Origin of the sequence: Variovorax trehalosi (genome assembly GCF_051216415.1) — a bacterium.
Classification (GTDB): Bacteria; Pseudomonadota; Gammaproteobacteria; order Burkholderiales; family Burkholderiaceae_C; genus Variovorax.
In genome coordinates this window covers 74564-99402 of the sequence record NZ_JBPJZG010000007.1, presented here as the reverse complement: position 1 = coordinate 99402, position 24839 = coordinate 74564, and the positions used below count along the sequence as shown (strand labels likewise).

General features: G+C 67.4%; 24 protein-coding genes and 1 tRNA gene. 17 read left to right on the top strand and 8 right to left on the bottom strand.

The features are described 5' to 3' along the window. Positions 1 to 3: 3 nt before the first annotated feature. The 9 genes from ACSFA7_RS25140 to ACSFA7_RS25100 all read left to right on the top strand — a co-directional run bounded on the left by ACSFA7_RS25140 (position 4) and on the right by ACSFA7_RS25100 (position 11186). The gene (locus ACSFA7_RS25140) at positions 4 to 2991 is read left to right on the top strand and encodes a formate dehydrogenase subunit alpha (protein ID WP_435501883.1); all 2988 of its coding nucleotides are present in this window, start codon (positions 4 to 6) and stop codon (positions 2989 to 2991) included. A 9-nt stretch (positions 2992 to 3000) separates the two neighbouring features. Then, entirely contained in the window at positions 3001 to 3621 is a 621-nt protein-coding gene (fdh3B, locus tag ACSFA7_RS25135) for a formate dehydrogenase FDH3 subunit beta (protein WP_176658089.1), read from the top strand. A gap of 41 nt (positions 3622 to 3662) precedes the next feature. Beyond that, entirely contained in the window at positions 3663 to 3869 is a 207-nt protein-coding gene (locus ACSFA7_RS25130; protein WP_435501882.1) for a hypothetical protein, read from the top strand. Positions 3870 to 3881: 12 nt separating this feature from the next. Continuing rightward, positions 3882 to 5126, top strand: coding sequence for a formate dehydrogenase subunit gamma (locus ACSFA7_RS25125; protein WP_435501881.1), 1245 nt, complete (start codon positions 3882 to 3884; stop codon positions 5124 to 5126). Then, positions 5123 to 5521 carry a hypothetical protein gene (locus ACSFA7_RS25120; protein WP_435501880.1) on the top strand — a complete coding sequence of 133 codons (399 nt, stop codon included), beginning with the start codon at positions 5123 to 5125 and terminating at the stop codon, positions 5519 to 5521. The genes ACSFA7_RS25125 and ACSFA7_RS25120 overlap by 4 nt, the downstream gene beginning before the upstream one ends. A gap of 80 nt (positions 5522 to 5601) precedes the next feature. Then, a complete protein-coding gene (locus ACSFA7_RS25115) occupies positions 5602 to 6855 on the top strand; it encodes a molybdopterin molybdotransferase MoeA (protein WP_435501879.1) in 1254 nt (417 codons plus the stop codon). After that, the gene (locus tag ACSFA7_RS25110; protein ID WP_435501878.1) at positions 6852 to 8771 is read left to right on the top strand and encodes a molybdopterin biosynthesis protein; all 1920 of its coding nucleotides are present in this window, start codon (positions 6852 to 6854) and stop codon (positions 8769 to 8771) included. Before ACSFA7_RS25115 ends, ACSFA7_RS25110 begins: the two co-directional genes overlap by 4 nt. 13 nt (positions 8772 to 8784) lie before the next feature. Continuing rightward, complete coding sequence (locus tag ACSFA7_RS25105; protein ID WP_435501877.1) at positions 8785 to 9615, top strand: ABC transporter substrate-binding protein; 831 nt, start codon at positions 8785 to 8787, stop codon at positions 9613 to 9615. A gap of 74 nt (positions 9616 to 9689) precedes the next feature. Then, the gene (locus ACSFA7_RS25100) at positions 9690 to 11186 is read left to right on the top strand and encodes an ABC transporter permease (RefSeq protein WP_435501876.1); all 1497 of its coding nucleotides are present in this window, start codon (positions 9690 to 9692) and stop codon (positions 11184 to 11186) included. A gap of 58 nt (positions 11187 to 11244) precedes the next feature. On the opposite strand, the gene ACSFA7_RS25095 is transcribed toward ACSFA7_RS25100, so the two are convergent. The 6 genes from ACSFA7_RS25095 to ACSFA7_RS25070 form a co-directional block, all read right to left on the bottom strand. Then, on the bottom strand, positions 11245 to 12246 hold the full coding sequence (locus tag ACSFA7_RS25095; protein WP_435501875.1) for an isopenicillin N synthase family dioxygenase: 1002 nt from the start codon (positions 12244 to 12246) through the stop codon (positions 11245 to 11247). Then, positions 12243 to 12986, bottom strand: coding sequence for an amino acid ABC transporter ATP-binding protein (locus tag ACSFA7_RS25090; RefSeq protein ID WP_435501874.1), 744 nt, complete (start codon positions 12984 to 12986; stop codon positions 12243 to 12245). Before ACSFA7_RS25090 ends, ACSFA7_RS25095 begins: the two co-directional genes overlap by 4 nt. After that, positions 12983 to 13711, bottom strand: a complete 729-nt coding sequence (locus ACSFA7_RS25085) for an amino acid ABC transporter permease (protein ID WP_435501873.1) — start codon at positions 13709 to 13711, stop codon at positions 12983 to 12985. Before ACSFA7_RS25085 ends, ACSFA7_RS25090 begins: the two co-directional genes overlap by 4 nt. Before the next feature lie 13 nt (positions 13712 to 13724). Then, the gene (locus ACSFA7_RS25080) at positions 13725 to 14420 is read right to left on the bottom strand and encodes an amino acid ABC transporter permease (protein ID WP_206175070.1); all 696 of its coding nucleotides are present in this window, start codon (positions 14418 to 14420) and stop codon (positions 13725 to 13727) included. A 164-nt stretch (positions 14421 to 14584) separates the two neighbouring features. After that, positions 14585 to 15412, bottom strand: a complete 828-nt coding sequence (locus ACSFA7_RS25075; RefSeq protein ID WP_435501872.1) for an ABC transporter substrate-binding protein — start codon at positions 15410 to 15412, stop codon at positions 14585 to 14587. Between the two features lie 112 nt (positions 15413 to 15524). Continuing rightward, a complete protein-coding gene (locus ACSFA7_RS25070; RefSeq protein ID WP_435501871.1) occupies positions 15525 to 16094 on the bottom strand; it encodes a hypothetical protein in 570 nt (189 codons plus the stop codon). Between the two features lie 162 nt (positions 16095 to 16256). Here ACSFA7_RS25070 and fabV point away from each other — a divergent pair, with 162 nt between their 5' ends. The 3 genes from fabV to ACSFA7_RS25055 are packed head-to-tail and all read left to right on the top strand — an operon-like array spanning position 16257 to position 19165. After that, positions 16257 to 17453 (top strand): enoyl-ACP reductase FabV, encoded by a 1197-nt coding sequence (fabV, locus tag ACSFA7_RS25065; protein WP_435501870.1) that lies wholly within the window; start codon positions 16257 to 16259, stop codon positions 17451 to 17453. A 26-nt stretch (positions 17454 to 17479) separates the two neighbouring features. Continuing rightward, a complete protein-coding gene (locus tag ACSFA7_RS25060; RefSeq protein ID WP_093437920.1) occupies positions 17480 to 17899 on the top strand; it encodes a group II truncated hemoglobin in 420 nt (139 codons plus the stop codon). Positions 17900 to 17941: 42 nt separating this feature from the next. Next, positions 17942 to 19165 (top strand): NAD(P)/FAD-dependent oxidoreductase, encoded by a 1224-nt coding sequence (locus tag ACSFA7_RS25055; protein WP_435501869.1) that lies wholly within the window; start codon positions 17942 to 17944, stop codon positions 19163 to 19165. A gap of 38 nt (positions 19166 to 19203) precedes the next feature. Here ACSFA7_RS25055 and ACSFA7_RS25050 read toward each other — a convergent pair whose 3' ends face one another. After that, entirely contained in the window at positions 19204 to 19869 is a 666-nt protein-coding gene (locus ACSFA7_RS25050) for a Smr/MutS family protein (protein ID WP_435501868.1), read from the bottom strand. Continuing rightward, complete coding sequence (gene radC, locus ACSFA7_RS25045) at positions 19869 to 20546, bottom strand: RadC family protein (protein WP_435501867.1); 678 nt, start codon at positions 20544 to 20546, stop codon at positions 19869 to 19871. The genes ACSFA7_RS25050 and radC overlap by 1 nt, the downstream gene beginning before the upstream one ends. Positions 20547 to 20666: 120 nt before the next feature. Between radC and ACSFA7_RS25040 the strand changes: the two genes are divergently transcribed. From ACSFA7_RS25040 to ACSFA7_RS25020, 5 genes are all read left to right on the top strand, one after another. Then, entirely contained in the window at positions 20667 to 21110 is a 444-nt protein-coding gene (locus ACSFA7_RS25040; RefSeq protein ID WP_206179687.1) for an FKBP-type peptidyl-prolyl cis-trans isomerase, read from the top strand. Continuing rightward, positions 21107 to 22075: a 4-hydroxy-3-methylbut-2-enyl diphosphate reductase gene (gene ispH, locus ACSFA7_RS25035; protein WP_206175064.1), complete on the top strand. Its 969-nt coding sequence runs from the start codon at positions 21107 to 21109 to the stop codon at positions 22073 to 22075. Before ACSFA7_RS25040 ends, ispH begins: the two co-directional genes overlap by 4 nt. Continuing rightward, a complete protein-coding gene (locus tag ACSFA7_RS25030; protein ID WP_435501866.1) occupies positions 22072 to 23034 on the top strand; it encodes a threonine/serine dehydratase in 963 nt (320 codons plus the stop codon). The genes ispH and ACSFA7_RS25030 overlap by 4 nt, the downstream gene beginning before the upstream one ends. 52 nt (positions 23035 to 23086) lie before the next feature. Next, the gene (serS, locus tag ACSFA7_RS25025) at positions 23087 to 24418 is read left to right on the top strand and encodes a serine--tRNA ligase (protein WP_435501865.1); all 1332 of its coding nucleotides are present in this window, start codon (positions 23087 to 23089) and stop codon (positions 24416 to 24418) included. Between the two features lie 58 nt (positions 24419 to 24476). Then, positions 24477 to 24566: transfer RNA gene (locus tag ACSFA7_RS25020), tRNA-Ser, on the top strand. Positions 24567 to 24839 lie beyond the last annotated feature (273 nt).

The following is a 24839-nucleotide window of genomic DNA, read 5'->3' as shown; positions in this document are numbered from 1 at the left end:
CCTGTGCTTCTGACAAGAAAATCCCCGGGCACCGCGAGTCCACGTGCCTCCGATCCGTCCACCGCCACCTCACCCTTTGTCCACAGCCTGCGGCGCGGGCTCGCGAATGCGTTGCCCACCATGGACCGGCGCGCCTTCCTGCGGCGCTCCGGCCTCGGTGTCGGCGTGGGCCTTGCTGCCAGCCAGCTCACGCTGATCCAGAAGGCTCGGGCCGCCGATGGCCGGCCCGTCGCCATCGGCGCCGGCAAGATCGAGGTCAAGCGCACGGTGTGCTCGCACTGCTCGGTCGGCTGCGCTTCCGATGCGGTGGTCGAGAACGGTGTGTGGGTGCGGCAGGAGCCGGTCTTCGACTCCCCCATCAACCTGGGCGCTCACTGCGCCAAGGGTGCCGCGCTGCGCGAGCACGGCCATGGCGAATACCGCCTGCGCTATCCGATGAAGCTGGTCAACGGCAAGTACGAGCGAATCAGCTGGGATACCGCGCTCGACGAAATCACTGCCAAGCTCAAGGAGCTCACCAAGGCCAGCGGTCCCGATGCGATCTACTGGATCGGTTCGAGCAAGCACAGCAACGAGCAGGCCTACCTGCTGCGCAAGTTCGTGAGTTTCTTCGGCAGCAACAACTGCGACCACCAGGCGCGCATCTGCCACTCGACCACGGTCGCGGGCGTGGCGAACACATGGGGCTACGGCGCCATGACCAATTCGTACAACGACATGCGCAATGCGAAGGTCGCGATGTACATCGGCTCGAACGCGGCCGAAGCGCATCCGGTGAGCATGCTGCACATGCTCCACGCGAAGGAAAACGGCTGCAAGATGATCGTGGTCGATCCACGCTTCACCCGCACGGCAGCCAAGGCCCACGAGTACGTGCGCATCCGCTCTGGCTCGGACATCGCATTTCTCTTCGGCATCCTGCACCACATCTTCAAGAACGGCTGGGAAGACAAGCGCTATCTCAACGACCGCGTCTACGGCATGGAAGAGGTCCGTGCGGAAGTGATGAGCAAGTGGACGCCCGACAAGGTCGAGGAGGCCTGCGGCGTGAGCGAGGCGCAGGTGCTGAAGGTCGCCACGATGCTCAACGAGAACCGCCCCGGCACCATCGTCTGGTGCATGGGCCAGACGCAGCACACCATCGGCAATGCCATCGTGCGGGCTTCCTGCATCCTGCAACTCGCATTGGGCAACGTGGGCAAGTCGGGCGGCGGCACCAACATCTTCCGCGGCCACGACAACGTGCAAGGCGCCACCGACGTCGGCCCCAATCCTGATTCGCTGCCGGGCTACTACGGCCTGGTCGAAGGTTCTTGGAAGCACTTCGCCGCCGCCTGGGGCGTGGACTTCGAATGGATCAAGGGCCGCTTCGCATCGCCCGCGATGATGAGCAAGCCCGGCATCACGGTCTCGCGCTGGATCGACGGCGTGCTCGAGAAGAACGAGTTGATCGACCAGGACTCGAACCTGCGCGGCGTCTTCTATTGGGGCCACGCGCCCAACTCGCAGACGCGCGGCCTCGAGATGAAGCGGGCCATGGACAAGCTGGACCTGCTGGTGGTGGTCGATCCCTATCCCTCGGCCACCGCCGCCATGGCAGCGATGCCGGGAAGGCCCGAGGACGCCAACGCGAACCGCGCGGTGTACCTGCTGCCGGCCTGCACGCAGTTCGAGACCAGCGGATCGGTGACGGCGTCGAACCGGTCGATCCAGTGGCGCGAGAAGGTCATCGAGCCGCTGTGGGAGAGCCGCAGCGACCACATGATCATGCAGCAGTTCGCCGACCGCCTGGGCTTCGGCAAGGAGCTCAGCAAGAACTACAAGATGCAGAAGGTCAAGGGCATGGACGAGCCCGTGCCCGACGACATCCTGCGCGAGATCAACAAGTCGTGCTGGGCCGTCGGCTACACGGGCCAGAGTCCGGAACGGCTGCAGGCGCACATGCGCAACATGGCCGCCTTCGACGTGCGCACGCTCAAGGCCAAGGGCTCCGTGAAGGACAAGGTCAACGGCTACGACATGACGGGCGATTACTTCGGCCTCCCCTGGCCCTGCTATGGCACGCCCGAGCTCAAGCATCCCGGCTCGCCCAATCTCTACGATCCGTCCAAGCACGTGATGGACGGCGGCGGCAACTTCCGCGCGAACTTCGGTGTCGAGCGCAACGGCAAGAACCTGCTGGCCGAGGACGGTTCGCACTCGCTGGGCGCCGACATCACCACGGGCTATCCAGAACTCGACCACCTGCTGCTAAAGAAGCTCGGCTGGTGGGACGAGCTGACCGACGCCGAGAAGCCCAAGGCCGAAGGCAAGAACTGGAAGACCGACAGTTCAGGCGGCATGATCCGCGTGTTCATGAAGAACCACGGCTGCCATCCCTTCGGCAATGCCAAGGCACGGGCCGTTGTGTGGAATTTCCCGGATGGCATTCCGCAACACCGCGAACCGCTCTACGGCACCCGGCCCGACCTGGCCGTGAAGTACCCGACGCACGACGACAAGATGGCCTTCTGGCGCATGCCCACGCTCTACAAGAGCGTCCAGCAGAAGAACATCGCCGACAAGATTGCCGAGAAATTCCCGTACATCATGACCTCGGGGCGGCTCGTGGAGTACGAGGGCGGTGGCGAAGAAACGCGCTCCAATCCCTGGCTCGCCGAGTTGCAGCAGGAGATGTTCGTCGAGATCAATCCGAAGGTGGCGGCCGAGAAGAACATCCGCAACGGTGAGCGCGCCTGGGTGCACACCCCCACCGGCGCCAAGCTCAACGTGCAGGCCCTGGTGACCGAGCGCGTGGGGCCCGACACGGTGTTCCTGCCCTTCCACTTCTCGGGCCACTGGCAGGGCGCGGACATGCTCGCCTACTACCCCAAGGGCGCGGCGCCCATCGTGCGCGGGGAGGCGATCAACACCGGCACGACCTACGGCTACGACAGCGTCACCATGATGCAAGAGACCAAGACCACGGTCTGCAACATCGAGAAAGCATAAGGAAATCCCATGGCAAGAATGAAGTTCGTCTGCGATTCCGAACGCTGCATCGAGTGCAACGGCTGCGTCACCGCCTGCAAGAACGAGAACGAGGTGCCATGGGGCGTGAACCGGCGCCGCGTGGTCACGCTCAACGACGGCCTGCCGGGCGAGAAGTCGATCTCGGTGGCCTGCATGCACTGCTCCGACGCGCCCTGCATGGCCGTCTGCCCCGTGCAATGTTTCTACCGCACCGACGAGGGCGTAGTGCTGCACGACAAGGACGTGTGCATCGGCTGCGGCTACTGCTCGTACGCCTGCCCCTTCGGCGCGCCGCAGTTCCCGTCGCAGGGCACCTTCGGCGCGCGCGGCAAGATGGACAAGTGCACCTTCTGCGCCGGCGGCCCCGAGGCCAACGGCTCCGAGGCCGAGTTCGAGAAGTACGGCCGCAACCGCTTGGCCGAAGGCAAGCTGCCCGCCTGCGCCGAGATGTGCTCGACCAAGGCGCTGCTGGCCGGCGACGGCGACGTGGTGGCGGACATCTTCCGCACCCGCGTCCTGCACCGCGGCACGGGCGCCGAGGTCTGGGGCTGGGGCACGGCCTACGGATCGCAGCAGGCCGGCACGCCGCCCACCGGAGACAAGAAGTGAGGCGGGCGGCGCTGATCCTCGCTGCGATCGCTTCGGGCGCCATGTCGCTTGCAGCCTGCACCGAGAAGCCGCAGACGAATGCCGAAGGGGTCAAGCACGATGCCGTGCCCTGGACCGGCACGGGTCCGCAGGCCAACACCGGAACGGCCTTCACCGCGCCGGGTTGGAAGGTGGGCGACAAGACCGCCTGGGAGCAGCAGATCAAGCTGCGCTCGAACGGCCAGAACGAATACACCAAAGAGAACTGAGCTGGAGGCCGCATGAGCGTCACCATCCGCACCAGGCAAGCGTTCAACGCGCTGTTGGCGACCGTGCTTTTGGGCTGCGCGTCGGTGGCGTCGGCGCAGGGCGCCAACCCGGCCGCCAGCGGTGCCGTCACCGCCGCGCCCTCAACCGAGGCGGCTGCGCCTGCCGCGCAAGCTGGCGCAGGCATCCGCAGCCAGAACATCTTCGACGTCAAGCCCGAGGCCAGCGCCGACCCGAACTACCTCAACCAGACCAACGGGGAGCGCAACAAGGTCCAGCCCGGCAACAACGCGCCGATGTGGCGAGATGTGAGCCGAGGTGTCACCGGCTACAGCAGCCTGCCGGTGAGCGAGGCGCCCGAGGCCGGCAACCTGATCCAGGGCTTCGTTCAGTACCCCGGTTCGCGCTTCACCAACGCGGGCGAGGCGTGGCGCCAGGTGCGCAACAACTGGATCATTCCGTACGGCGCGGCGCTGCTGTTCGTCACGCTGCTGGCGTTGGCGATCTTCTACTTCACGCGCGGCCCGATCCGGCTCCACGAGCCGGAGACCGGCCGCAAGATCGAACGCTTCACGCCCTTCGAGCGCGCCACGCACTGGTCGAATGCCATTGCCTTCGTCACCCTTGCGATCTCGGGCATCGTGATGGCCTTCGGCAAGTTTTTCCTGCTGCCGGTGCTCGGCAGCTCGCTGTTCGGCTACCTCGCGTACGTGCTCAAGACCGTGCACAACTTCGTCGGGCCGCTGTTCGTCGTGACTACGCTGTTCATGATCTTCACCTTCATCCGCAGCAACTGGCCGCGCAAGGAAGACCTCACCTGGTTGCGCAAAGGCGGTGGCCTGTTCGGCGGCACGGAGCCTGCATCGCACCGCTTCAACGCCGGCGAGAAGGCGGTGTTCTGGGGCGGCGTGCTGTTTCTCGGCAGCATCGTCATCGCCTCGGGGCTGTTCCTCGACAAGCTGCTGCCGGGCTTCGTCTACACGCGCGGCGAAATGCAGATCGCGCACATGGTGCATGCGGTGGCCACGCTGCTCATGATGGCCATGATCATGGGCCACATCTACATCGGCACGCTGGGCATGACCGGCGCCTACAAGGCGATGCGCGAAGGCTACGTCGACGAGGCCTGGGCGCGCGAGCATCACAAGCTCTGGTACGACGACATCGAGGCCGGCAAGATTCCGGCGCAACGCTCGTCGCCGCCTGCCGCATCGGAGCCGCCTGCGCGGCCGGTGCCAGTGCAAGGAACCTCCGCATGAAGCACACGCTGACTCTTCTCTGCGCGCTGGCGCTCCCGCTGGCTGCACCGTCCATTTTCGCGAAGCTGCCGGCGCCTTCGCCCGAAGCACAGGCCAAGGCTGCCGACACCGCAGCCAAGACCGCGTGGAGCGGCAAGGTCGACGGCTACCTGTTGTGCAAGGCGCAGGACCAGGTCGCGGCCAAGTACCGCGCCAGCGCCCAGGCCGCCGGCAAGCCGGTGCCGGCCGCGACGACCACGCCGCCCTGTACCGACCCGGGCCCCTACGCCGCGGCGGCACCGGCCCAGGTCAAACCCATCGAAGCGTCGGGGGCGCACTCGCCAGCCCCCACGGCGGCATCGCCGCCCAGCTCGAACCAGACCTCGGCCGAGACGAATCCCGCGCCGAAGAAGTGAATCTGCCGCGCCTCGCGCAAGCGCAGGCGGACCCGAGCACTGCGCCGAGCCAGCGGCATCCAACTCCTATACTGGCCGCAATGCTCCCACCCGAACGAACTGCCTCGCCCGATGTGCGCATGCGCGGCTTCACGCAGCGCGCGGAGGTTCCCACGGCACTCGCGTGGATCGATGCCCACACGCCGTTGCTGCCCGGCGAGTCCGTGACCGTCGACGAGGCCACGGGACGGGTGCTGCTGGGTGACGTGGTCGCGCCCATCGCGGTGCCCGAATTCGACCGCTCCGCCATGGACGGCTATGCGCTGCGCGGCGGCGAGACCACGGGCGCCGGCGAATACAACCCGTTGGAGTTTCCGATCGTGGGCCATGCCTGGCCCGGCCGGCCTTTCGATGGCGCCGTGCCCGCGGGCAGCGCCATCCGCATCATGACCGGCGCTCCGGTTCCGTCGGAACTGGATGCCGTGGTGCCCGCCGAATATGCGAGCACGCAGGACGCACGCCTCGCCATCACGCGGGCCGTCGCGCCCGGCCAGCATGTGGGTCGCATCGGTGAAGACATCGCGCGCGGCAGCACGGCGCTCGCCGCGGGCCGTCGGCTGCGCCCGCAGGATGCAGGGCTGGCAGCCTCGCTCGGTCTCGCGCAGCTGGAGGTGGTGCGCCGGCCGCGCGTGCGACTGCTCGTGACCGGCAACGAAGTGCGACCGCCCGGTGCATCCAAGGGCCCCTACGAAATCTACGACGCCAACTCCGTGACCTTGCGCGGCCTCGTGGCGCGCGACGGCGGACTGCTCGAATCGCACCAGCGGTTGGGCGACGACCCACAGGTCATCGCGCAGGCGATGGCGGCCCCCGGGGCCGATGTGGTGCTCATCTCCGGCGGCTCCAGCGTGGGCGCCGAGGACCATGCGCCGCGCCTGCTGGCCGAGCTGGGCGAGTTGGCCATCCACGGCATCGCCATGCGGCCCTCCAGCCCGGCTGGCATGGGGCGCATCGGCAACACGCTGGTCTTCCTGCTGCCGGGCAACCCGGTCTCCTGTCTCTGTGCCTACGACTTCTTCGCGGGCCGTGCGATCCGCCGCATCGGCGGCCGGCCCGCCGACTGGCCCTACCGCCAGGTTCGCGCGTCCGTGGCGCGCAAGATCGTCTCGCAGGTGGGCCGCGTCGACTACGTGCGCGTGAAGCTCGGCGAAGGCGGCGTGGAGCCGCTCGCGCTCTCGGGTGCTTCCGTGCTGAGCTCGACCACGCGGGCCGACGGCTTCGTGGTCGCTCCCGCCGAGAGCGAGGGCTACGGGCCGGGAACCGAAGTCGTTGTTCATCTCTACGAATGCCTGTGAAACCCCAATCGCAATTCCTCGATGTCGTCACGCGGGACGAGGCCGAGCGCCGCTTTCGTGAACACCTGACGCTCGCGCCGCTGGGCCGCGAAGCCGTTCCCCTGCACGAGGCGCTGGGTCGTGTGCTGGCCGACGACGTGATCGCCGCCATCGACGTGCCCGGCTTCGATCGCTCCAACGTCGACGGCTTTGCTGTGCAGGCCGCCGACACCTGGGGCGCGATGGAAGAACAGGCGCGCTCGCTGGCCCTCGTCGGCGAGACGCTGGCGCCCGGCATCGTGCCGCAGCGAGAGGTGACGAGCGGATGCGCGACGGCAATCGCCACCGGCGGCATGCTGCCGCGCGGCGCCGATGCGGTGGTGATGGTGGAGCACACCGATGCCGACGATGGCCAGGTGCAGATCCGCCGCGCGGCCACCGAGGGCGAGAACGTCAGCTACGCCGGCACCGACATCGCGCGCGGCGAAACGGTGCTGCGCGCCGGCCAGCCGCTGAGCTCGCGGGAGATCGGCGTGCTCGCGGCGCTCGGCCTGGCCGAGGTCGGCGTGTACCGCAAGCCGCGCGTGGCGATCTTCTCCACCGGCAACGAGATCGTCGCGCCCGGTGCGCCGCTGCCCACGGGCGCTGTGTACGACTCCAACGCCGCCATCATCGGCGCCGCTGTCGAGGAGCTGGGCGGCCTGCCGGTGCGGCTGGGCGTGATCCCGGACGACGAGGCCCGGTTGTCGGCCGCACTCGCGCAGGGGCTGGCGTGCGATGCCGTGGTCTTCTCGGGCGGCACCTCCAAGGGCGAGGGAGATCTCTCCTACCGCGTGGTCGCCGCCCTCGGCGATCCGGGCGTGGTGGCGCACGGCGTGGCGCTCAAGCCCGGCAAGCCCGTGTGCCTGGCCGTCACGGGGGGCAAGCCGGTGGTGATCCTGCCGGGCTTTCCGACTTCGGCGGTGTTCACCTTCCACGAATTCCTGGCGCCCGTGATCCGCGCCTTCGCGGGCCTGCCGCCGGAGCGGCGCGAGCACGTGGCCGCCACGCTGCCCATGCGCATCAACTCCGAGCGCGGCCGCACCGAGTACCTGCTGGTGGGCCTGGTGCCCACCGACGACGGCCTGGCCGCCTACCCGATGGGCAAGGGCTCGGGCTCGGTCACCACCTTCAGCAGCGCGGATGGCTTCATCACCATCGGCCAGCACACCGAGATCGTCGACGCCGGCGCGCCCGTGCAGGTGCAGTTGCTGGGCCAGGGGCTGGACGCCGCCGACCTGATCCTCATAGGCAGCCATTGCGTGGGGCTGGACTGGCTGGCGGGCGAGCTGATGCGCCAGGGCATCCGCATCAAGGCCATGAACGTGGGCAGCACGGGTGGTCTGATGGCCGCCAGGCGCGGTGAATGCGACGTGGCGGGCATCCACCTGATGGACCCGGCCACCGGTGTCTACAACCGGCCGCTGCTCACACCGGAGCTGGAATTGGTTTCGGGCTATGGCCGCATGCAGGGCGTCGTCCACCGTCCTGGCGATACGCGCTTCGAGGGGCGCGATGCCGCCGCGGCGATCGCGGCCGCGATCGCCGAACCCGGCTGCACCATGGTCAACCGCAATGCCGGCAGCGGCACGCGCATCCTCATCGACCGCCTGCTCGGCAGCGCCAAGCCACCCGGCTACGGCGTGCAGACCAAGTCGCACAACGCGGTGGCCGTGGCCGTGGCGCAGCAGCGCGCCGACTGGGGACTGGCCATCGACACGGTCGCACGGCAGTACGGGCTCGGCTTCATTCCGGTGCAGGAGGAGCGCTACGACTTCGCAGTGCCCAAGACGCGGCTGGCGCGTGCGCCGGTGCAGGCCTTCGTGGCCCTGCTGCAATCGGCCACGGCGCGCGAAGCGCTCGGCCGGTTGGGCTTTCGAGTCGACCCGCCAATCTGAAAGAACCGTCAGCATGAACTCGCGCAAACGCCTCACCCTTCTTGCCTTCGCCGGCGTTCTTGCCGGCGCCCTGCTCGCGCCTGTCGCCCAGGCGCAGGACAAGTTCATCGTGCTGGCCTCCACCACCTCGACCGAACAGTCGGGCCTCTTCAAGCACCTGCTGCCGCTGTTCACGCGGGCTTCGGGCACCGAGGTGCGCGTGGTGGCCGTGGGCACGGGCCAGGCGCTGGACCTCGGGCGCCGCGGCGATGCCGATGCCCTGTTCGTGCACGACCAGCCCGCCGAGGAAAAATTCGTCGCCGAGGGCTTCGGGCTCGCGCGCCGGCCGGTCATGTACAACGACTTCGTGCTGGTCGGGCCGAAGTCCGACCCGGCCGGGGTGCGCGGCAACGACATCGCCGCGGCCCTCAAGCGGCTGGGCGCCACCGGCGGCGCCTTCATCTCGCGTGGCGACAAGAGCGGCACCCACTCGGCCGAGCTGCGCCAATGGAAGGTGGCCGGCATCGACCTCGCGAGCGCCAAGCCCGCTGGCTACAAGGAGTGCGGCTGCGGAATGGGCCAGGCGCTCAACATCGCCGCGTCCACCAATGCCTATGTGCTCTCCGATCGCGGCACCTGGCTCAGCTTCAAGAACCGCGGCGACCTGGGCATCCTGGTCGAGGGCGACAAGCAACTGTTCAACCAGTACGGCGTGATCGTGGTGAACCCTGCCAAGAATCCGCACGTGAAGAAGGAGCTGGCGCAGGCCTTCTCCGACTGGGTGGTGTCGCCCGACGGGCAGGCCGCCATCGCCGCGTACAGGATCGGCGGCGAGCAGCTCTTCTTCCCGAACGCGAACCAGTGAACGGCAATCCGGCGAGTCGGTGTGCCCGGGGGCGATGACCAAGGCTGCGCGGCTGCATTGAAAGCCGTCCTTCGATGAACACCATGACCGAAGGCTGGTCGCTGGCCTGGCAACTCATCGCGGGCGCCGACCCCGAACTTGTCAGCATCACGGCGCTCTCGCTGCAGGTCAGTGCCACGGCTTGCGCCATCGGCGCGCTGTTCGGCCTGCTGCTGGGCGCGTGGCTGGCGGTGGCGCGATTCCCGGGCCATGCGTTGGCCGTGTGGTTGGTGAACACGCTGCTCGCGCTGCCCGCCGTGGTGGTGGGCCTGCTGGTGTACCTGCTGCTCTCCCGCTCGGGACCGCTGGGCGAATTGGGAATCCTGTTCACGCCTTCGGCGATGGTGGTGGCGCAGAGCGTGCTTGTCACCCCGCTGATTGCCGCCCTGTCGCGCCGGCTCGTGCTGGCAGCGCTGGCCGATGGCGGCGACCAGCTGCGCTCCCTGGGGGCCGGGCCACTCACCACCTCCTTGCTGATGCTGGTGCACGACCGGATGGGGGTGGCCACCGTCCTGCTCACGGCCTTCGCGCGGGCCATCGCCGAGGTGGGCGCCGTGATGATCGTGGGCGGCAACATCGCCGGCGTCACACGCGTGATGACCACCACCATTGCACTGGAAACCAGCAAGGGAGACCTCGCGCTGGCGTTGGCGCTGGGCCTCGTGTTGCTGGCCGTGGTCGGCGCAATCAACGGCGTCATCGGAGCGCTGCAGTGGATGGCCACCCGGCCGCGCAGCACCCCGCCTCAGGGCAAATCGCAGACGGCACCCCGTCCGCCGCCCGTCCTTCGAACGTCAGCTCTGGCCGAGATGACACCTTTGATCGTGGCGGAGCGGGTCACGGTGCGCTTCCGTTCGTTGACCGCACTGGATGACGCATCGCTGACCCTGCGCCGGGGTGACCGGCTCGTCCTCGTGGGTGCCAACGGCTCGGGCAAGACCACGCTGCTGCGGCTGCTGCACGGCCTGATTTCGTGCGAAGGCCGCCTGAAGCGCTTGCCGCTGCAACCCGAAGGCCGCCTTCCGCGCGCGGCCATGCTGTTCCAGCGCCCCTTTCTGCTGAGCCTCTCGGTCTGGCGCAATGTCTGGGTCGGCCTGTGGCTTTCCGGCGTACCCGCCGCAGAGCGCAACGAGCGCTGCCGGCAAGGCCTGGCACACGTGGGCCTGCTCGAACACGCCACGCGATCTGCCCGCTCGCTGTCGGGCGGCCAGCAGCAGCGCCTCGGCCTGGCGCGCGCCTGGGCACTGCAGCCCGACATCCTGTTTCTCGACGAGCCGACCGCGAGCCTGGACCCCGGCGCGAAGAACGAGATCGAAGCCCTCATCGAAGAGGTCGCCGACAGCGGCGTGACGATCGTGATGAGCACCCACAACCTGGGGCAGGCCAAGCGCCTCGCCACGCGCGTGGCCTATCTGCATGCGGGGCGGATCGTCGTCGAGCGACCCGTGGCGGGCTTCTTCGATTCGCAGGATCTGCCCGCCGAAGCCGCCCAGTTCCTGCAGGGCGAACTTGGCTGGCGCCTGCGGCCGTAGCGCCACGCCGCACGGTCGTGTGCCGGCGGACGAAGTTCGGGGCGCCGGCCGGCGCGGCTCAGAGCACTTCGTCGCGCAACTGCGGGAACACCTTCGACACCTTCGCCAGCAGGTAGTCGCCGTAGCGGCCGCTGAAGGCGTGCACGTTGGCGCGGTCCCAGCGCTCGGCGCTGTCGTCGAGCGCTTGCGCACCCGCAAGGCCTTCGATGCGCTGCACGCGCGCCTCGAAATTCGGATCGAAGAACAGCGGGAACGACAGCCGGTCGCGCCCCGAGGTGTTGCGCTTCACGCGGTGCGGCGTCGACTTGTAGAGTCCGCCGGTCATGCGGTCGAGCATGTCGCCGATGTTGCAGATGAAGGAGCCCGCAATCGGCGGCGCATCGATCCAGCCGCCGGGCGTGTGCACCGCGAGGCCGCCCACGGCGTCCTGGTGCAGGATGGTGAGCAGGCCGTAGTCGGTGTGCTCGCCGACACCCCACTGCACGTCGAGCCCTTCGGGCACGGGCTGCGAGGGGTAGTTGAAGAGGCGAAACAGGATCAGCGGATCGGCGGTGTAGCGCTCGGCGAAATACGTGGCCGGCAGGCCGAGGCTCAGCGCGATGCCTTCCATCAGGCGATGGCCGAGTTGCGTCACTGCAGCCATGTAGTCGAGGATGGTTTCGCGGAACCCCGGGACATCGGGGAAGAGGTTCGGTCCATGCACCGGCGTCTTCGCCTGCACCAGCGGGTGCGTGGCGGGCAGCTCGGTGCCAAGGTACAGGCCTTCCTTCCAGTCGGGCCGGCCCGAGGTCAGCTCGCCGCCGAGCGGGAAGAAGCCGCGCCATGCGCGCCCACCGAGGGCCATGCGCCACTGCATCTTGGTTTCTTCGGGCAGCTCGAAGAACCGGTGGCTCAGGTCTTCGAGCCGCTGCACCAGCGCCGCATCGACGCCGTGGCCCGTGACGTAGAAGAAACCGTGTGCGCGGCAGGCGGCGCCGATCTGCGTTGCCACGTCGTCGCGACCGGTCGTGCCGGCCACAAGCGCCGCAACGTCGATCAGGGGGAGGGTGGAGTCGGTCATGCGTCTCTCGAGAAAGGGGAGCGGATGTCGGACAGGAACTGCTGCGCACGCGGATGCTGCGGCCGGTTGAAGAAGTCGTCGGGCGTCGCACGCTCGAGCACCTTGCCCTCGTCCATGAAGATCACGCGGTCGGCCACCTCGCGCGCGAAGCCCATCTCGTGCGTGACGCAGACCATGGTCATGCCGTCGCGCGTGAGGTCGCGCATCACCAGCAGCACCTCGCCGACCATCTCGGGGTCGAGCGCGCTGGTGGGTTCATCGAACAGCATCAGCGGCGGCTGCATCGCGAGTGCGCGCGCGATCGCCACGCGCTGCTGCTGGCCGCCCGAGAGTTCGCTGGGCCACGCATTGGCCTTGTTGGCGAGGCCCACGCGGTGCAGCAGCGCCATCGCGCGTTCCTCGGCGTCCTTGCGTGTGAGGCCGCGCAGTTGCATCGGCGCCATCGTGCAGTTCTGCAGCACCGTGAGGTGCGGGAACAGGTTGAACTGCTGGAACACGAAGCCGATGCGCGAGCGGAACACGTTCACGTCGGTGCCGGGTGCGTGGATGTCCTGGCCCTCGAAGAGGATGCGGCCCGACTGGATCGGCTCCAGCCGGTTGAAGGTGCGGATCAGCGTCGACTTGCCCGAGCCTGAGGGCCCGCACACCACGACGACCTCGCCCTTGTGGATGGTCTCGTTGATGTCGACCAGGGCCTGGTAGCTGCCGTACCACTTGTTGACGTTCTGCAGTTCGATCATGCGGACACCTTGGGCGCGGAGGCGGAGGAAGAGGCGATGGTGGACATGCCGCGGCGCGCGAGCCGACGCTCCAGCCAATAGGCGAAGCGCGACAGCCCGAAGCAAAGAATGAAATACGTGCCGCCGAGGATCAGGTAGATCTGCGCCGGCTTGGTGAACACCTGCGTGTTGATCTGCGTCGCGATGAACGACACCTCCGCCAGGCCGATGATGTAGCCGAGCGAGGTCTCCTTGATGGTCGAGACGAACTGGTTCACCAGCGAGGGCAGCATGCTGCGCAGCGCCTGCGGCAGCACCACGAGACGCATCGCGCGGAAGTAGCTCAGGCCGAGCGCACGGGCGGTTTCCATCTGCCCGCGCGGCAGGCCCTGGATGCCGGCGCGCACGATCTCGGCGAGGTAGGCGGCGTCGAAGATCACCAGCGCGATCAGCATGGTGGTGAACTGGTCGGTCTTCACGCCCGTCACGCTGGGCAGGAAGAAGTAGGCCCAGAAGATCACCATCAGCAAGGGCAGGCCGCGCACCACGAACACGAAACCCGTCACCGGCCAGCGGAGCCAGCGCCACGGGCTCACGCGTGCGAGACCGAGCACGATGCCCAGCGGCAGCGCGAGCACCAGCCCGCACGAGGCCAGCAGCAGCGTGAGCACCAGCCCACCGAGCGGGCCGTTCGGGTACTGCCCGATGAGGAAGTAGACCCAGTAGTCGTTGATGATCTGAAGCATCGCGTTGCCGTCCTCAGATCGTCCGCACCGGGAAGCGGTGGTGATACCAGGTGGCCAGGCCCGTGATGGCCAGCGACACGCTCAGGTATGCCGCGCTCGCGAAAGCGAACGACTCGAAGCTGCGAAAGGTCGCGCTCTCCACCTGCCCGGCCTGGTACATGAGTTCGGCCACGCCGATCACGGTGGCGATCGAGGTGTTCTTCCAGAGGCTCAGTGTCTGCGAGATCAGCGGCGGCACCGTGATGCGCAGCGCCTGCGGCAGCACCACGCGGCGCATGGTGTCCAGGAAGCCGAAGCCCAGCGCGCGCCCGGCTTCGAACTGCACGGTCGGGATCGCGCGGATGCCGCTGCGGATGTCCTCCGCCATGAAGGCGGCCGTGTACAGCGCAAGCGCGACGATGGCGCTGTAGGCCTCGATGTGGCCCGCATAGAGCCACTGCTTGATGCCGTCGGGCAAGAGCTCCGGCGCGCCGAAGTACCAGAAGAGCATGTGCGCGAGCAGCGGGATGTTGCGGATCGATTCCACGTACGCGAAGCCCAGCCAGCGCAGCGGCGCGAGCGGCGACAGGCGCAAGAGCGCCACCACCAGCGCGATGGGCAGCGCGAGCACGAGCGAGGCCGCGAGCAGCTGCAGCGAGAGCAGGAGACCCGCGACGAGCATGTCGTGGTACTTGCCGGTCAGCAGCAAGGAATAGTCGAACAGGGGCATGGGGGGCGACAGTATCACCGTCGCGAGGGGATTGGTTTGGCTCCCTCCCCCGCTGGGGGAGGGTTGGGGTGGGGGCACGGCGGTGCGCGATGCGCCGCGGCCTGTTCAAAGGCCGCTTGCCCCCATCCCTGCCTTCCCCCAGAGGGGGAAGGAGAAATACCGGGTCAATCGATCTTGTCGGATTCGAACTTGAAGTCGCGCGTCTCAAAGCCCGAGGCCGTCGTCGGGCCGTACCACTTCACGAAGATCTTCTGCGCTTCGCCCGACTTCTCGAGTTCGCGCAGCGTGTCGTCCACCACGGCCTTCAGGCCGCTCTCGCCCTTCTTGATGCCGATGGCCAGCGCCTCGGTGCTCAGGTTCTGCTTGAGCACCACGTACTGCGCCTTCGCCGGACCGAGCTTGGCATAGCTGCGCAGCAGCGCGGCCTCGTCGTCCACGTAGCCGACGCCCTTGCCTTGCTGCAGCGCCTGGAAGGCCTGCTGGCTCGTGTCGAAGGTCACGACCTCGGCAGTCGGCACGGCCTTGCGGATGTTGGGTTCCTGCGTGCCGCCGCGGATGGTCAGCACCTTCTTGCCGCCCAGTTGCGGGATGTCGGCGATGCCGCTGTCCTTCTTCACGATGGCCTTCTGGCCGGTCACGAAGGTGGTAAGCGAGAAGTCGATCTGCGCCTCGCGCTCCTTGTTGTGCGTGAGGCCCGCGGCCACCAGGTCCACGTGGCCTTGTTGCAACTCGGGAATGCGCGCGGCCACGGCGATTTGCTTCAACACCGGCTTCACGCCGATCTTCTTGGCGATGGCGTTCACCAGGTCGACTTCGTAGCCGACGATCTGGCGCGTCTTCGGGTCGACGAAGGTGGCGGGCTCGTCGGTGCCGAGCACGCCGACCACGAGCTCGCCCTTCTTCTTGATGTCGGCAAGCTGGTCCGCGTGGGCGACGGTGCCCAGCAGCAAGGTGGAGGCGGCGAGGGCCGCTGCAATCAGGTTCAAGCGCATGTTCTTCTCCTTCATGGAAAGCAAGGGCGGCACCTTATCAATAAAACTTCAGATCATTAAATGGTCAATTCATATATCGACATGTGCGTGCGGCTATGAGCGGCGCACCCTGTCATTCGGCTGGTTCCCATGGCATGGGCGAGCCCAAGCCGCTACCGCAATAGGTCCACGACCAGGTGGCGCTCTCTCCTTCGTAGGGCCCGCTGTAGCCCGAGTTGAACTGGCGCCAACCTGCTTGCGCTCGGGAGGCATCGTCTTCGAACATGCCCAGGAGTGCTTCGAGCGTTTGCCGCCATTCGGGACCCGTGCCGACCATGATTTCGACGGTGTCGAGGTGAACGAACTCGGAGGGGGCCTGCTCCAGCACGACTGCGAACTGGTCGAACCAGTCCGGATTCATGGCGGGGAAGCGCAACGTCAGCAGTTCGCGTCTCGCGGCGAGTGTTGCCACGGTCTTTGTGCGGTGCGCGATCAGGTAGGGCCACGGATTGGCCGGCTCGTCCGGGTCGGGCACGTCGACGATGTCCTCGGGGCGGAACAGGGCGAGCCACAGAAGAGGAAGGTGGGATCTGGCCTGCAGGTACGGGGCGTCATCGGAAATTTCTCCCCGCTCCGGCAGGGCGTCGACATCCGAAAAATACAACGCCGAATAGCTCCCCATGGCCTCGTCTCCCTTTTGCATGCGGATTCAGGAAATGATGCGGTTCGCCATGCCCGGCGGTCGCACCGGTGGCATTCTGCCGTCTGGGGCCGCTGAAGGTGCTGTTTTCAGGCTGGGTTAAATTCGCGGCGCGAAAACGTGCCCCGTGCCGTCCTTTGGCCTTCCATCTCCAGCGAGCTCTTCATGATCATCAAACCGCGCGTGCGTGGCTTCATCTGCGTCACCACTCACCCCACGGGTTGCGAAGCCAATGTCAGACAGCAGATCGAGCACGTCCTGGCCCAAGGCCGAATCGCGGGAGGACCGAAGAAGGTGCTCGTCATCGGCGCATCGACCGGCTATGGCCTGGCCGCACGCATCACCGCAGCCTTCGGCAGCGGCGCCGACACGCTCGGCGTGTTCTTCGAGCGGCCCGGGAGCGAGACCAAGCCTGCCTCGCCCGGCTGGTACAACACTGCCGCCTTCCATCGCGCTGCGGCGGAAGAAGGCCTCTACGCGAAGAGCATCAACGGCGACGGCTTCTCTGACGACGTGAAGCAGAAGACCATCGACGCGATCCGCGCAGACATGGGCCAGGTCGACCTTGTCGTCTACAGCCTGGCCGCGCCGCGACGCACGCATCCGAAGACCGGCCAGGTCTTCAACTCCACGCTCAAGCCCATCGGAAAGGCCGTCACGCTGCGCGGCCTCGACACCGACAACGAGGTCGTCAAGGAAACCGTGCTGGAGCCCGCCACGCAGGAGGAGATCGACAACACCGTCGCCGTGATGGGCGGCGAAGACTGGCAGATGTGGATCGACGCGCTGCAGTCCGCCGGCGTGCTGGCCGAGGGCGCCAAGACCACCGCCTTCACCTACCTGGGCGAGCAGATCACGCACGACATCTACTGGAACGGCTCCATCGGCGCCGCCAAGAAAGACCTCGACCAGAAGGTGCTCGGGATTCGCGCCGGCTTGGCCGCGAAGGGCGGCGATGCGCGCGTCTCGGTGCTCAAGGCGGTCGTGACGCAGGCGAGTTCGGCCATTCCGATGATGCCGCTGTACCTGTCGCTGCTGTTCAAGGTGATGAAGGAAAAGGGCACGCACGAAGGCTGCATCGAGCAGGTGTACGGCCTCTTTGCCGAGAGCCTCTACGGCAACACGCCGCACCTGGACGACGAAGGGCGCCTGCGTGCGGACTACAAGGAGCTGGCCCCCGACGTGCAGGCGCGCGTGGTCGAACTCTGGCCCCAGGTCACGAGCGAGAACATCCACGAACTCACCGACTTCGCGGGCTACAAGACCGAGTTCCTGCGCCTCTTCGGCTTCGCGGTCGCAGGCGTGGACTACGAGGCGGACGTGAATCCCGATGTGGGCATTCCGAACCTCGTGCAGGCCTAGAAGCGCCCAGAGGGATACTCCCGCCCATGCAGATTCAAGAAAAGCCGCCCGCCGGCACGCCCTTCGAGTGGATCGGCGGCGAACCGAAGGTGGAGGCGCTGGTCGAGCGCTTCTACGACCTGATGGACCTCGAGCCCGCCTACGCGCAACTGCGCGCGGTGCATGGCACCAGCCTCGACAACGCGCGCCAGCGCCTCTTCTGGTTCCTGTGCGGCTGGCTCGGCGGCCCGCAGCACTACACCGATCGCTTCGGCCACCCGATGCTGCGCGCGCGGCATTTGCCGCAGAGCATCGGCGGCCACAGCATCGGCATCAAGGAGCGCGACCAGTGGCTTGCCTGCATGGACCAGGCGATGGGCGAGACCGGTGTGCCTGACGACTTGCGCGCAAGGCTGCGCACTTCGTTCTTCCAGACAGCAGACTGGATGCGAAACCGTGGCGAATAGCGGCGAATAAGAACAGACACCGACTCCGAAAGACTCTCCCTCATGAATCCCATCGTCATCATCGGCGGCGGCCACGCCGCGGCCCAGCTGTGCGCCGGCCTTGCCGAGGCCGGGCAGGGCGCACGCGTGCACCTGGTCTGCGAAGAGGCTTGCGAGCCGTACCACCGGCCGCCACTGTCCAAGGCATTTCTCAAGAGCGCCGAAGAAACCACGCAGCCGCACAAGGCTGCCGACTGGTACCGCGAAGCGGGCATCACGCTGCATCTGGGCGATGCGGCCGTGGCCATCGACCGCGACGCGCACACCGTCATGCTGCGTTCGGGCGCAGTGCTGCCGTGGGAGCGGCTGGTGCTCGCGACCGGCACGCGTGCACGCCAGATGCCCGACCTGAAGCAAGGGCTCGAGAACGTCGCGAGCCTGCGTGCTGCCGACGAGGCGCATCGCCTGCGTGAGCGGCTTGCGGGTGCGCAGCACGTCACGGTGCTCGGCGGCGGCTTCATCGGCCTCGAAGTGGCGGCCACTGCCAAGGCACTCGGCAAGAGCGTGCAAGTGATCGAATGCGCGCCGCGCCTGCTGGGCCGCGCCGTGTCGCCCGAGCTGTCGGCGCATGTGCTCGCGACACATCGCGCGGCGGGCATCGACATCGTGCTCGGCGCGCAGACCGGTGCGTTCGAGGTCGAGGGCGATCGGCTGGTGTCGGTCCAGGTCAACGGCGTGAAGCAGCCGGTCGACCTGCTGTTGCTCGGCATCGGCGCTGTACCCGAGACCGCACTCGCGCAAGCCGCGGGCATCGAGTGCGCCGACGGCATCGTGGTCGATGGCCACATGCAGACCAGCGCGGCCGACGTGCTCGCCGTGGGCGACTGCACGCGCTTCCCTGATCGCCGCGCGGGCCGCGCACTGCGGCTCGAATCGGTGCAGAACGCGAACGACCAGGCGCGCACCGCGGTTGCCACGCTGACCGGCGCCGCGCGCACGCACGATGCGGTCGCGTGGTTCTGGTCCGACCAGGGCAGCATGCGCTTGCAGATGGCGGGCCTGATGCCGGCCGAAGACACGCCGGGCCTCACGAGCGTGCGCCGCCCCGGCCCCAAGCCGGAAGCTTTCTCGCTGTTCCACTATGTCGACGGGCAGCTCGCCTGCGTCGAATCGGTCAACGCGCCGGTCGATCACATGATGAGCCGCAAGCTGCTCGAGGCGGGGCGCAGTCCCGACGCGGTGGCGATTGCGGATGCGGCGATTCCGCTGAAGAACCACCTGGCATAGCGTATGACTCCCTTCCCCAGTGGGGGAAGGCGAAAAACTCAGCGCCGCACCGGCGCCAGCAGCACCACCAGCGCGCCCGCACCGCCTTCGGCCGGCTTCGCCTGCACGAACGCGATCACCTCGTTCTTCTGGATCAGCCATCGCTGCGTCTTGGTCTTGAGCACCGGCTGCTTGCCGGGCGAGCCGAGGCCCTTGCCATGCACCACGCGCACGCAGCGCAGGCCCTGCTTGTGCGATGTGCGGATGAACCCGCCGAGCGCCTCGCGCGCCTCGTCGCTGCGCAGGCCGTGCAGGTCGACCTGCGCCTGGATCGACCAGTCGCCCTTGCGCAACCGCGCCGTCACGTCGGTGCCGATGCCGGGGCGGCGGAAGCTCATGGCGTCGTCGACGTCCAGCAGCGTGGTCACGTCGAACTCGTCGGAGAGCGACTCGCGCAGCACGCGCTGCTCGTCGAGCTGGTGCTGCACCGGAATCGGCGCTGGCGGATCGGGCGCGAGCGGCACCGCGGCCTTGCGGCGCAGCGGCTCGGTGGCGCCGATGGCGCGGGCGAACAGGTCTTTCTCGGCCGCGCGCCTGCGTTCGGCGGCGGCCTTGGCAGCCGCCTCGGCCGCTTCGCGCTCGCGCGTTTCGGCCAGCGCGCGCTGCACCTGCTTGAGGTCGGCGAGGTTCTTCAGCGTTTTCGAGGGTGGGGGACGCGAGGCCATCAGAGCAATCCTTTTTCGGCCATCGAGAAGCTCTGGCCCGGGCTCACGATGACATGGTCGATCACGCGCACGTCCACCAGCGAGAGCGCGGCCCTGAGCGTTTGCGTGAGCGATTCGTCGGCGCGCGAGGGTTCGATGCTGCCGCTCGGGTGGTTGTGCGCCAGCACCACGGCCGAGGCCTGGTGGTGCAGGGCGCGCATGACGATCTCGCGCGGGTAGACGCTGGCTTGCGTGAGCGTTCCGCGGAACAGTTCTTCCAGCACGATCAGCCGGTGCTGCACGTCGAGGAACAGCACCGCGAACACCTCGTGCGGCCGCGAGCCGATGTGCAGCTGCACGTACTGCTTGACTGCATCGGGGGAGTCGAACACCGTGCGCTCCTTGAGCTGCTCGGCCATGGCACGGCGGGCCAGCTCGAGCACCGCGATGAGCTCGGCGCGCTTGGCGTCGCCGCCCATGCCTTTGACGATCTTCAGGTCCTCGGGGCCGGTGTGCAGCAACCCCGAGAGGCCGCCGAAGCGATCGAGCAGTTCCTGCGCCATCTGCAGCACGTTCTTGCCGGGCACGCCGGTGCGCAGCAGCAGCGCGAGCAGTTCGGCGTCGGCCAGCGCGGCGGCGCCCCGCGCGATGAGTTTTTCGCGCGGGCGGGCGGTGGCGGGGAGATCCTTGAAAGCCATCGGAACCTGGGAGGAAATCTTGGGAAACCTTGAACGGGACGGGTGGAAGGCCCCCGTCCTTAAAATGCAGTCCAGTTTATCGGGACACCCACCTTGTCTTTGCTCACCTCCGTTGCTCCCATGTCCCATGTCGTGACTTCCGGCTCCTTCCTCACCCTGCACTACCGGCTCGCCGGCCCGGCGGGCGACATCATCAACACCTTCGCCGACAAGCCCGCGACCCTGTCGCTCGGCACCGGAGAACTTTCGCCTGCCATGGAGCAGCGCCTGCTGGGCCTCGAAGAGGGCACGCATGCCACCTTCGAGCTGCCCGCCGGCGAGGCCTTCGGCGACCGGAACCCCGAGATGCAGCAATGGGTGGCCAAGAAGCTGCTCGCGCAGATGGGCGACCCCGACGAAAAGTACGCGGTCGGCGACGTGGTGCAGTTCCCCACGCCCGACGGCACGGGCAGCTACGCAGGCGCGGTGATCGAATCGAGCGAGACCGCGGTGCGCTTCGACTTCAACCATCCGCTCGCCGGCCAGCCTGTCACTTTCGAAGTGAAGCTGATCGGAGTGCTATGAATCCCAACATCGAGGAAGTCCTCCTCGCCGAGCCGCGCGGCTTTTGCGCGGGCGTGGATCGCGCGATCGAGATCGTCGAGCGCGCCATCGCCAAGTTCGGCGCGCCGATCTACGTGCGCCACGAGATCGTGCACAACACCTACGTGGTGAACGAGCTCAAGGCCAAGGGCGCGATCTTCATCGAGGAGCTGTCCGACGTGCCGCCCGGCGCCACGCTGGTGTTCAGCGCACACGGCGTGAGCAAGGCCGTGGAGCAAGAGGCCCGCGACCGCGGCTTCGAGATCTTCGACGCCACCTGCCCGCTGGTGACCAAGGTGCACGTCGAAGTGGCCAAGCTCGCCAAGGAAGGCTACGAATTCATCATGATCGGCCACAAGGGGCACCCCGAGGTCGAGGGCACGATGGGTCAGCTCTCCAGCGGCATCCATCTCGTGGAAGACGTGGCGGACGTGGCCAAGGTCTCGCCCGGGCAGACCGACAAGCTCGCGGTTGTCACGCAGACCACGCTCAGCGTGGACGACGCAGCCGAGATCGCCGCCGCGGTGCGCGCGCGCTTTCCGAACGTGCGCGAGCCCAAGCAGCAGGACATCTGCTACGCGACGCAGAACCGCCAGGACGCGGTGAAGATCATGAGCCCGCAGGTCGACCTCGTGATCGTGGTCGGCAGCCCCACCAGCTCCAACAGCAACCGGCTGCGCGAACTCGCGCAGCGCCTGGGCACCGAGAGCTACATGGTCGATTCGGCCGACGAACTCAAGCCCGAGTGGTTCGAGGGCAAGGGCCGCGTCGGCCTTACCGCAGGCGCCTCGGCGCCCGAGGTGCTGGTGCGCGAGGTGATCGATCGCGTGCGGGCCTTCGGCGCGGTGTCGGTCCGCAAGATGGACGGCATCGAGGAAACCATCAAGTTTCCACTCCCCAAGGGCCTCAAGCTCGACGACATTCCTCCTCCGGGACACATCTCTTGAACAAGCAAACGACAAATTGGCGCTCTGAAATAGAAAGCGCCTCCCGCAGGCTGCGTGAACGCTCGGGCGATTTCCTGCGCCAGACACCACTCTGGAAGCTGCCCGCATCCGCCTTCGGCCTGGCAATGCCCGGCGTGGAGGTATGGCTCAAGCTCGAGCACCTGCAGGTCAGCGGCAGCTTCAAGGCCCGCGGCATGATGAACCGGCTGCTGGCCAACGACATTCCCGAGAGCGGTGTGGTCGTGGCCTCGGGCGGCAATGCCGGCATTGCCACCGCCGCCGCTGCCAAGGCACTGGGCGTGCGCTGCCAGGTGTTCTTGCCCGGTGTATCGCCCGAAGCCAAGCGCGCGCGCCTGCGTGCGCTGGGGGCCGAAGTGGTCGTGGTCGGCGAGCTGTACCCCGATGCACTGGCCGCCTGCCTTACGCGGCAGAAGGAAACCGGCGCATTGCTGACCCATGCCTACGACCAGCCCGAAGTGGTGGCCGGTGCGGGCACGTTGGGCCACGAGATCGAAGTGAAGGGCGGCCTGCCCGATTCGGTGCTCGTGAGCGTGGGCGGCGGCGGCCTGATCGGCGGCCTTGCCGGCTGGTTCGAGAAGCGCGCCCGCGTGGTGGCGCTCGAGCCCGAAAAGGCACCGACGCTGTTTCGTGCGCGCGAAGCCGGCGAGCCGGTCGATGTCGAGGTCGGTGGCATTGCGGCCGATTCGCTCGGTGCACGCCGCATCGGCGCGATCTCGTGGGAGATCACGCAGCAGCAGGTGCAGGACGCGCTGCTGCTGTCCGATGAATCCATCCGCGCCGCGCAGCAGTGGCTGTGGAAGGAAATGAAGCTCGCCGTGGAGCCGGCCGCCGCGCTGCCCCTGGCAGCGCTGCAGACCGGCGCCTACGTGCCGCGCGAGGGCGAGAAGGTGTGCCTGATCGTCTGCGGGGCGAACGTGGATCCGGCCACCGTCGCCTGACGCATCGAGCCCAGGGGAGGGCGCCTGCGTGGCGCCCACCTAAAATCCCCGCATGCTCGACATCACCCTGCTCCGAAAAGACCTGGCCTCCGCTGTGGCCGGCCTCGAAAAACGCAAGAAGAACCAGCCCTACCTCGATGTGTCGGCGTTCAGCGCGCTCGAAGCCGAGCGCAAGACCGTCCAGACCCGCACCGAGGAAATCCAGGCGCGCCGCAACGCTCTGAACAAGCAGATCGGCCCGCTCAAGGCCAAGGGCGAATCGACCGATGCGCTGATGGCCGAGGTCAATGCACTCAAGGCCGAGCAGGAATCGCAGTCCAAGCGCCTCGAAGAGATCCAGCCCGAACTGCAGACCCTGCTGCTCGCCGTTCCCAACCTGCCGCACGCCAGCGTGCCGGTGGGCGAGGACGAGACCGGCAACGTCGAAGTGCGCCGCTGGAGCCCGCAAGGCGGTGCCGGCGCCAACGCCACGCCACTGGCCTTCGCGGCGAAAGACCACGTGGACCTCGGCGCGCCGCTGGGCCTCGATTTCGAGATGGGCGCCAAGCTCGCCGGCTCGCGATTCACCGTCATGAAGGGCCCGATTGCCCGGCTGCACCGCGCGCTCGCGCAGTTCATGCTCGACACCCAGACCGAGAGGCACGGCTACGCCGAGTGCTACGTGCCCTACATCGTCAACGCCGCCACGCTCAGCGGCACTGGCCAGCTGCCCAAGTTCGAAGGCGACCTCTTCGCCGCGAAGAAGGGCGGCCAGGACGGCGAGCCCGCGCCCGATCATTCGGCGCTCTACCTGATCCCGACCAGCGAAGTGCCGCTGACCAACTTCGTTCGCGACGAGGTGGTGGCCGAGTCGAAACTGCCGATCAAGCTCACGGCCCACACGCCGTGCTTCCGCTCCGAAGCCGGCAGCGCGGGGCGCGACACGCGCGGCATGATCCGCCAGCACCAGTTCGACAAGGTCGAGATGGTGCAGATCGTCCATCCCGAGACGAGCTACGACGCGCTCGAGCAGATGACCGGCCATGCCGAGGCCGTGCTGCAGGCGCTGGAGCTGCCGTACCGCGTGGTGCTGCTGTGCACCGGCGACATGGGCTTCGGTTCGACCAAGACCTACGACCTCGAAGTCTGGCTGCCGGCGCAGAACACCTACCGCGAGATCAGCTCGGTCTCGAACTGCGAGGCCTTCCAGGCGCGCCGGCTGCAGGCTCGTTTCAAGAACGCACAGGGCAAGAACGAACTCGTGCACACGCTGAACGGCTCGGGTCTGGCGGTGGGGCGCGCGCTGGTGGCGGTGCTTGAAAACCACCAGAACGAAGATGGCTCGATCAACGTGCCGGCCGCGCTGCGGCCATACATCGGCGGATTGGAAGTGTTGCGCGGTTGAGCGTGCGGGCTTCAAAAGGCCCGTTTTTATCCGCTATAATCGCAGGCTCGACAGCACCGGAGAGGTGGCAGAGTGGTCGAATGTACCTGACTCGAAATCAGGCGTACTAGCGATAGTACCGAGGGTTCGAATCCCTCCCTCTCCTCCAGACATGCTTGCAGGCCATGGACTGACAAAAGCTTTCTAGCTTGTCATTCCTTCGCTGGCAAAGCCACTATCAAAAGCCGCAGTGATTTCTCACTGCGGCTTTTGCTTTTGGGTGCCATCCATCTCGTCCGCTGGCTTTCAGCCCGCTTGCCTGTCAATGGAGCAGGACAGATGGCGAGAGCGCCACGAGCGCTGTACGGGGCTACCGCTCGAGCGAACCCGCCGCTCCCGGGCGGGGCTTCGTCGAGAAGCGGGCCTGCGCCTCTCTCTTGGC

What these genes read in the sequence shown, in the direction of transcription:
- ACSFA7_RS25120 (WP_435501880.1), top strand. Translation starts at nt 5,123, where the DNA reads ATGAAGCACACGCTGACTCTTCTCTGCGCGCTGGCGCTCCCGCTGGCT.
- ACSFA7_RS25070 (WP_435501871.1), bottom strand. Translation starts at nt 16,094, where the DNA reads ATGCAAAAGGGAGACGAGGCCATGGGGAGCTATTCGGCGTTGTATTTT.
- ACSFA7_RS25090 (WP_435501874.1), bottom strand. Translation starts at nt 12,986, where the DNA reads ATGATCGAACTGCAGAACGTCAACAAGTGGTACGGCAGCTACCAGGCC.
- ispH (WP_206175064.1), top strand. Translation starts at nt 21,107, where the DNA reads ATGAATCCCAACATCGAGGAAGTCCTCCTCGCCGAGCCGCGCGGCTTT.
- ACSFA7_RS25125 (WP_435501881.1), top strand. Translation starts at nt 3,882, where the DNA reads ATGAGCGTCACCATCCGCACCAGGCAAGCGTTCAACGCGCTGTTGGCG.
- fabV (WP_435501870.1), top strand. Translation starts at nt 16,257, where the DNA reads ATGATCATCAAACCGCGCGTGCGTGGCTTCATCTGCGTCACCACTCAC.
- ACSFA7_RS25075 (WP_435501872.1), bottom strand. Translation starts at nt 15,412, where the DNA reads ATGCGCTTGAACCTGATTGCAGCGGCCCTCGCCGCCTCCACCTTGCTG.
- ACSFA7_RS25095 (WP_435501875.1), bottom strand. Translation starts at nt 12,246, where the DNA reads ATGACCGACTCCACCCTCCCCCTGATCGACGTTGCGGCGCTTGTGGCC.
- ACSFA7_RS25085 (WP_435501873.1), bottom strand. Translation starts at nt 13,711, where the DNA reads ATGCTTCAGATCATCAACGACTACTGGGTCTACTTCCTCATCGGGCAG.
- fdh3B (WP_176658089.1), top strand. Translation starts at nt 3,001, where the DNA reads ATGGCAAGAATGAAGTTCGTCTGCGATTCCGAACGCTGCATCGAGTGC.
- ACSFA7_RS25130 (WP_435501882.1), top strand. Translation starts at nt 3,663, where the DNA reads ATGTCGCTTGCAGCCTGCACCGAGAAGCCGCAGACGAATGCCGAAGGG.
- ACSFA7_RS25050 (WP_435501868.1), bottom strand. Translation starts at nt 19,869, where the DNA reads ATGGCCTCGCGTCCCCCACCCTCGAAAACGCTGAAGAACCTCGCCGAC.
- radC (WP_435501867.1), bottom strand. Translation starts at nt 20,546, where the DNA reads ATGGCTTTCAAGGATCTCCCCGCCACCGCCCGCCCGCGCGAAAAACTC.
- ACSFA7_RS25100 (WP_435501876.1), top strand. Translation starts at nt 9,690, where the DNA reads ATGAACACCATGACCGAAGGCTGGTCGCTGGCCTGGCAACTCATCGCG.
- ACSFA7_RS25080 (WP_206175070.1), bottom strand. Translation starts at nt 14,420, where the DNA reads ATGCCCCTGTTCGACTATTCCTTGCTGCTGACCGGCAAGTACCACGAC.
- ACSFA7_RS25055 (WP_435501869.1), top strand. Translation starts at nt 17,942, where the DNA reads ATGAATCCCATCGTCATCATCGGCGGCGGCCACGCCGCGGCCCAGCTG.
- ACSFA7_RS25040 (WP_206179687.1), top strand. Translation starts at nt 20,667, where the DNA reads ATGTCCCATGTCGTGACTTCCGGCTCCTTCCTCACCCTGCACTACCGG.
- ACSFA7_RS25115 (WP_435501879.1), top strand. Translation starts at nt 5,602, where the DNA reads ATGCTCCCACCCGAACGAACTGCCTCGCCCGATGTGCGCATGCGCGGC.
- ACSFA7_RS25105 (WP_435501877.1), top strand. Translation starts at nt 8,785, where the DNA reads ATGAACTCGCGCAAACGCCTCACCCTTCTTGCCTTCGCCGGCGTTCTT.
- ACSFA7_RS25060 (WP_093437920.1), top strand. Translation starts at nt 17,480, where the DNA reads ATGCAGATTCAAGAAAAGCCGCCCGCCGGCACGCCCTTCGAGTGGATC.
- serS (WP_435501865.1), top strand. Translation starts at nt 23,087, where the DNA reads ATGCTCGACATCACCCTGCTCCGAAAAGACCTGGCCTCCGCTGTGGCC.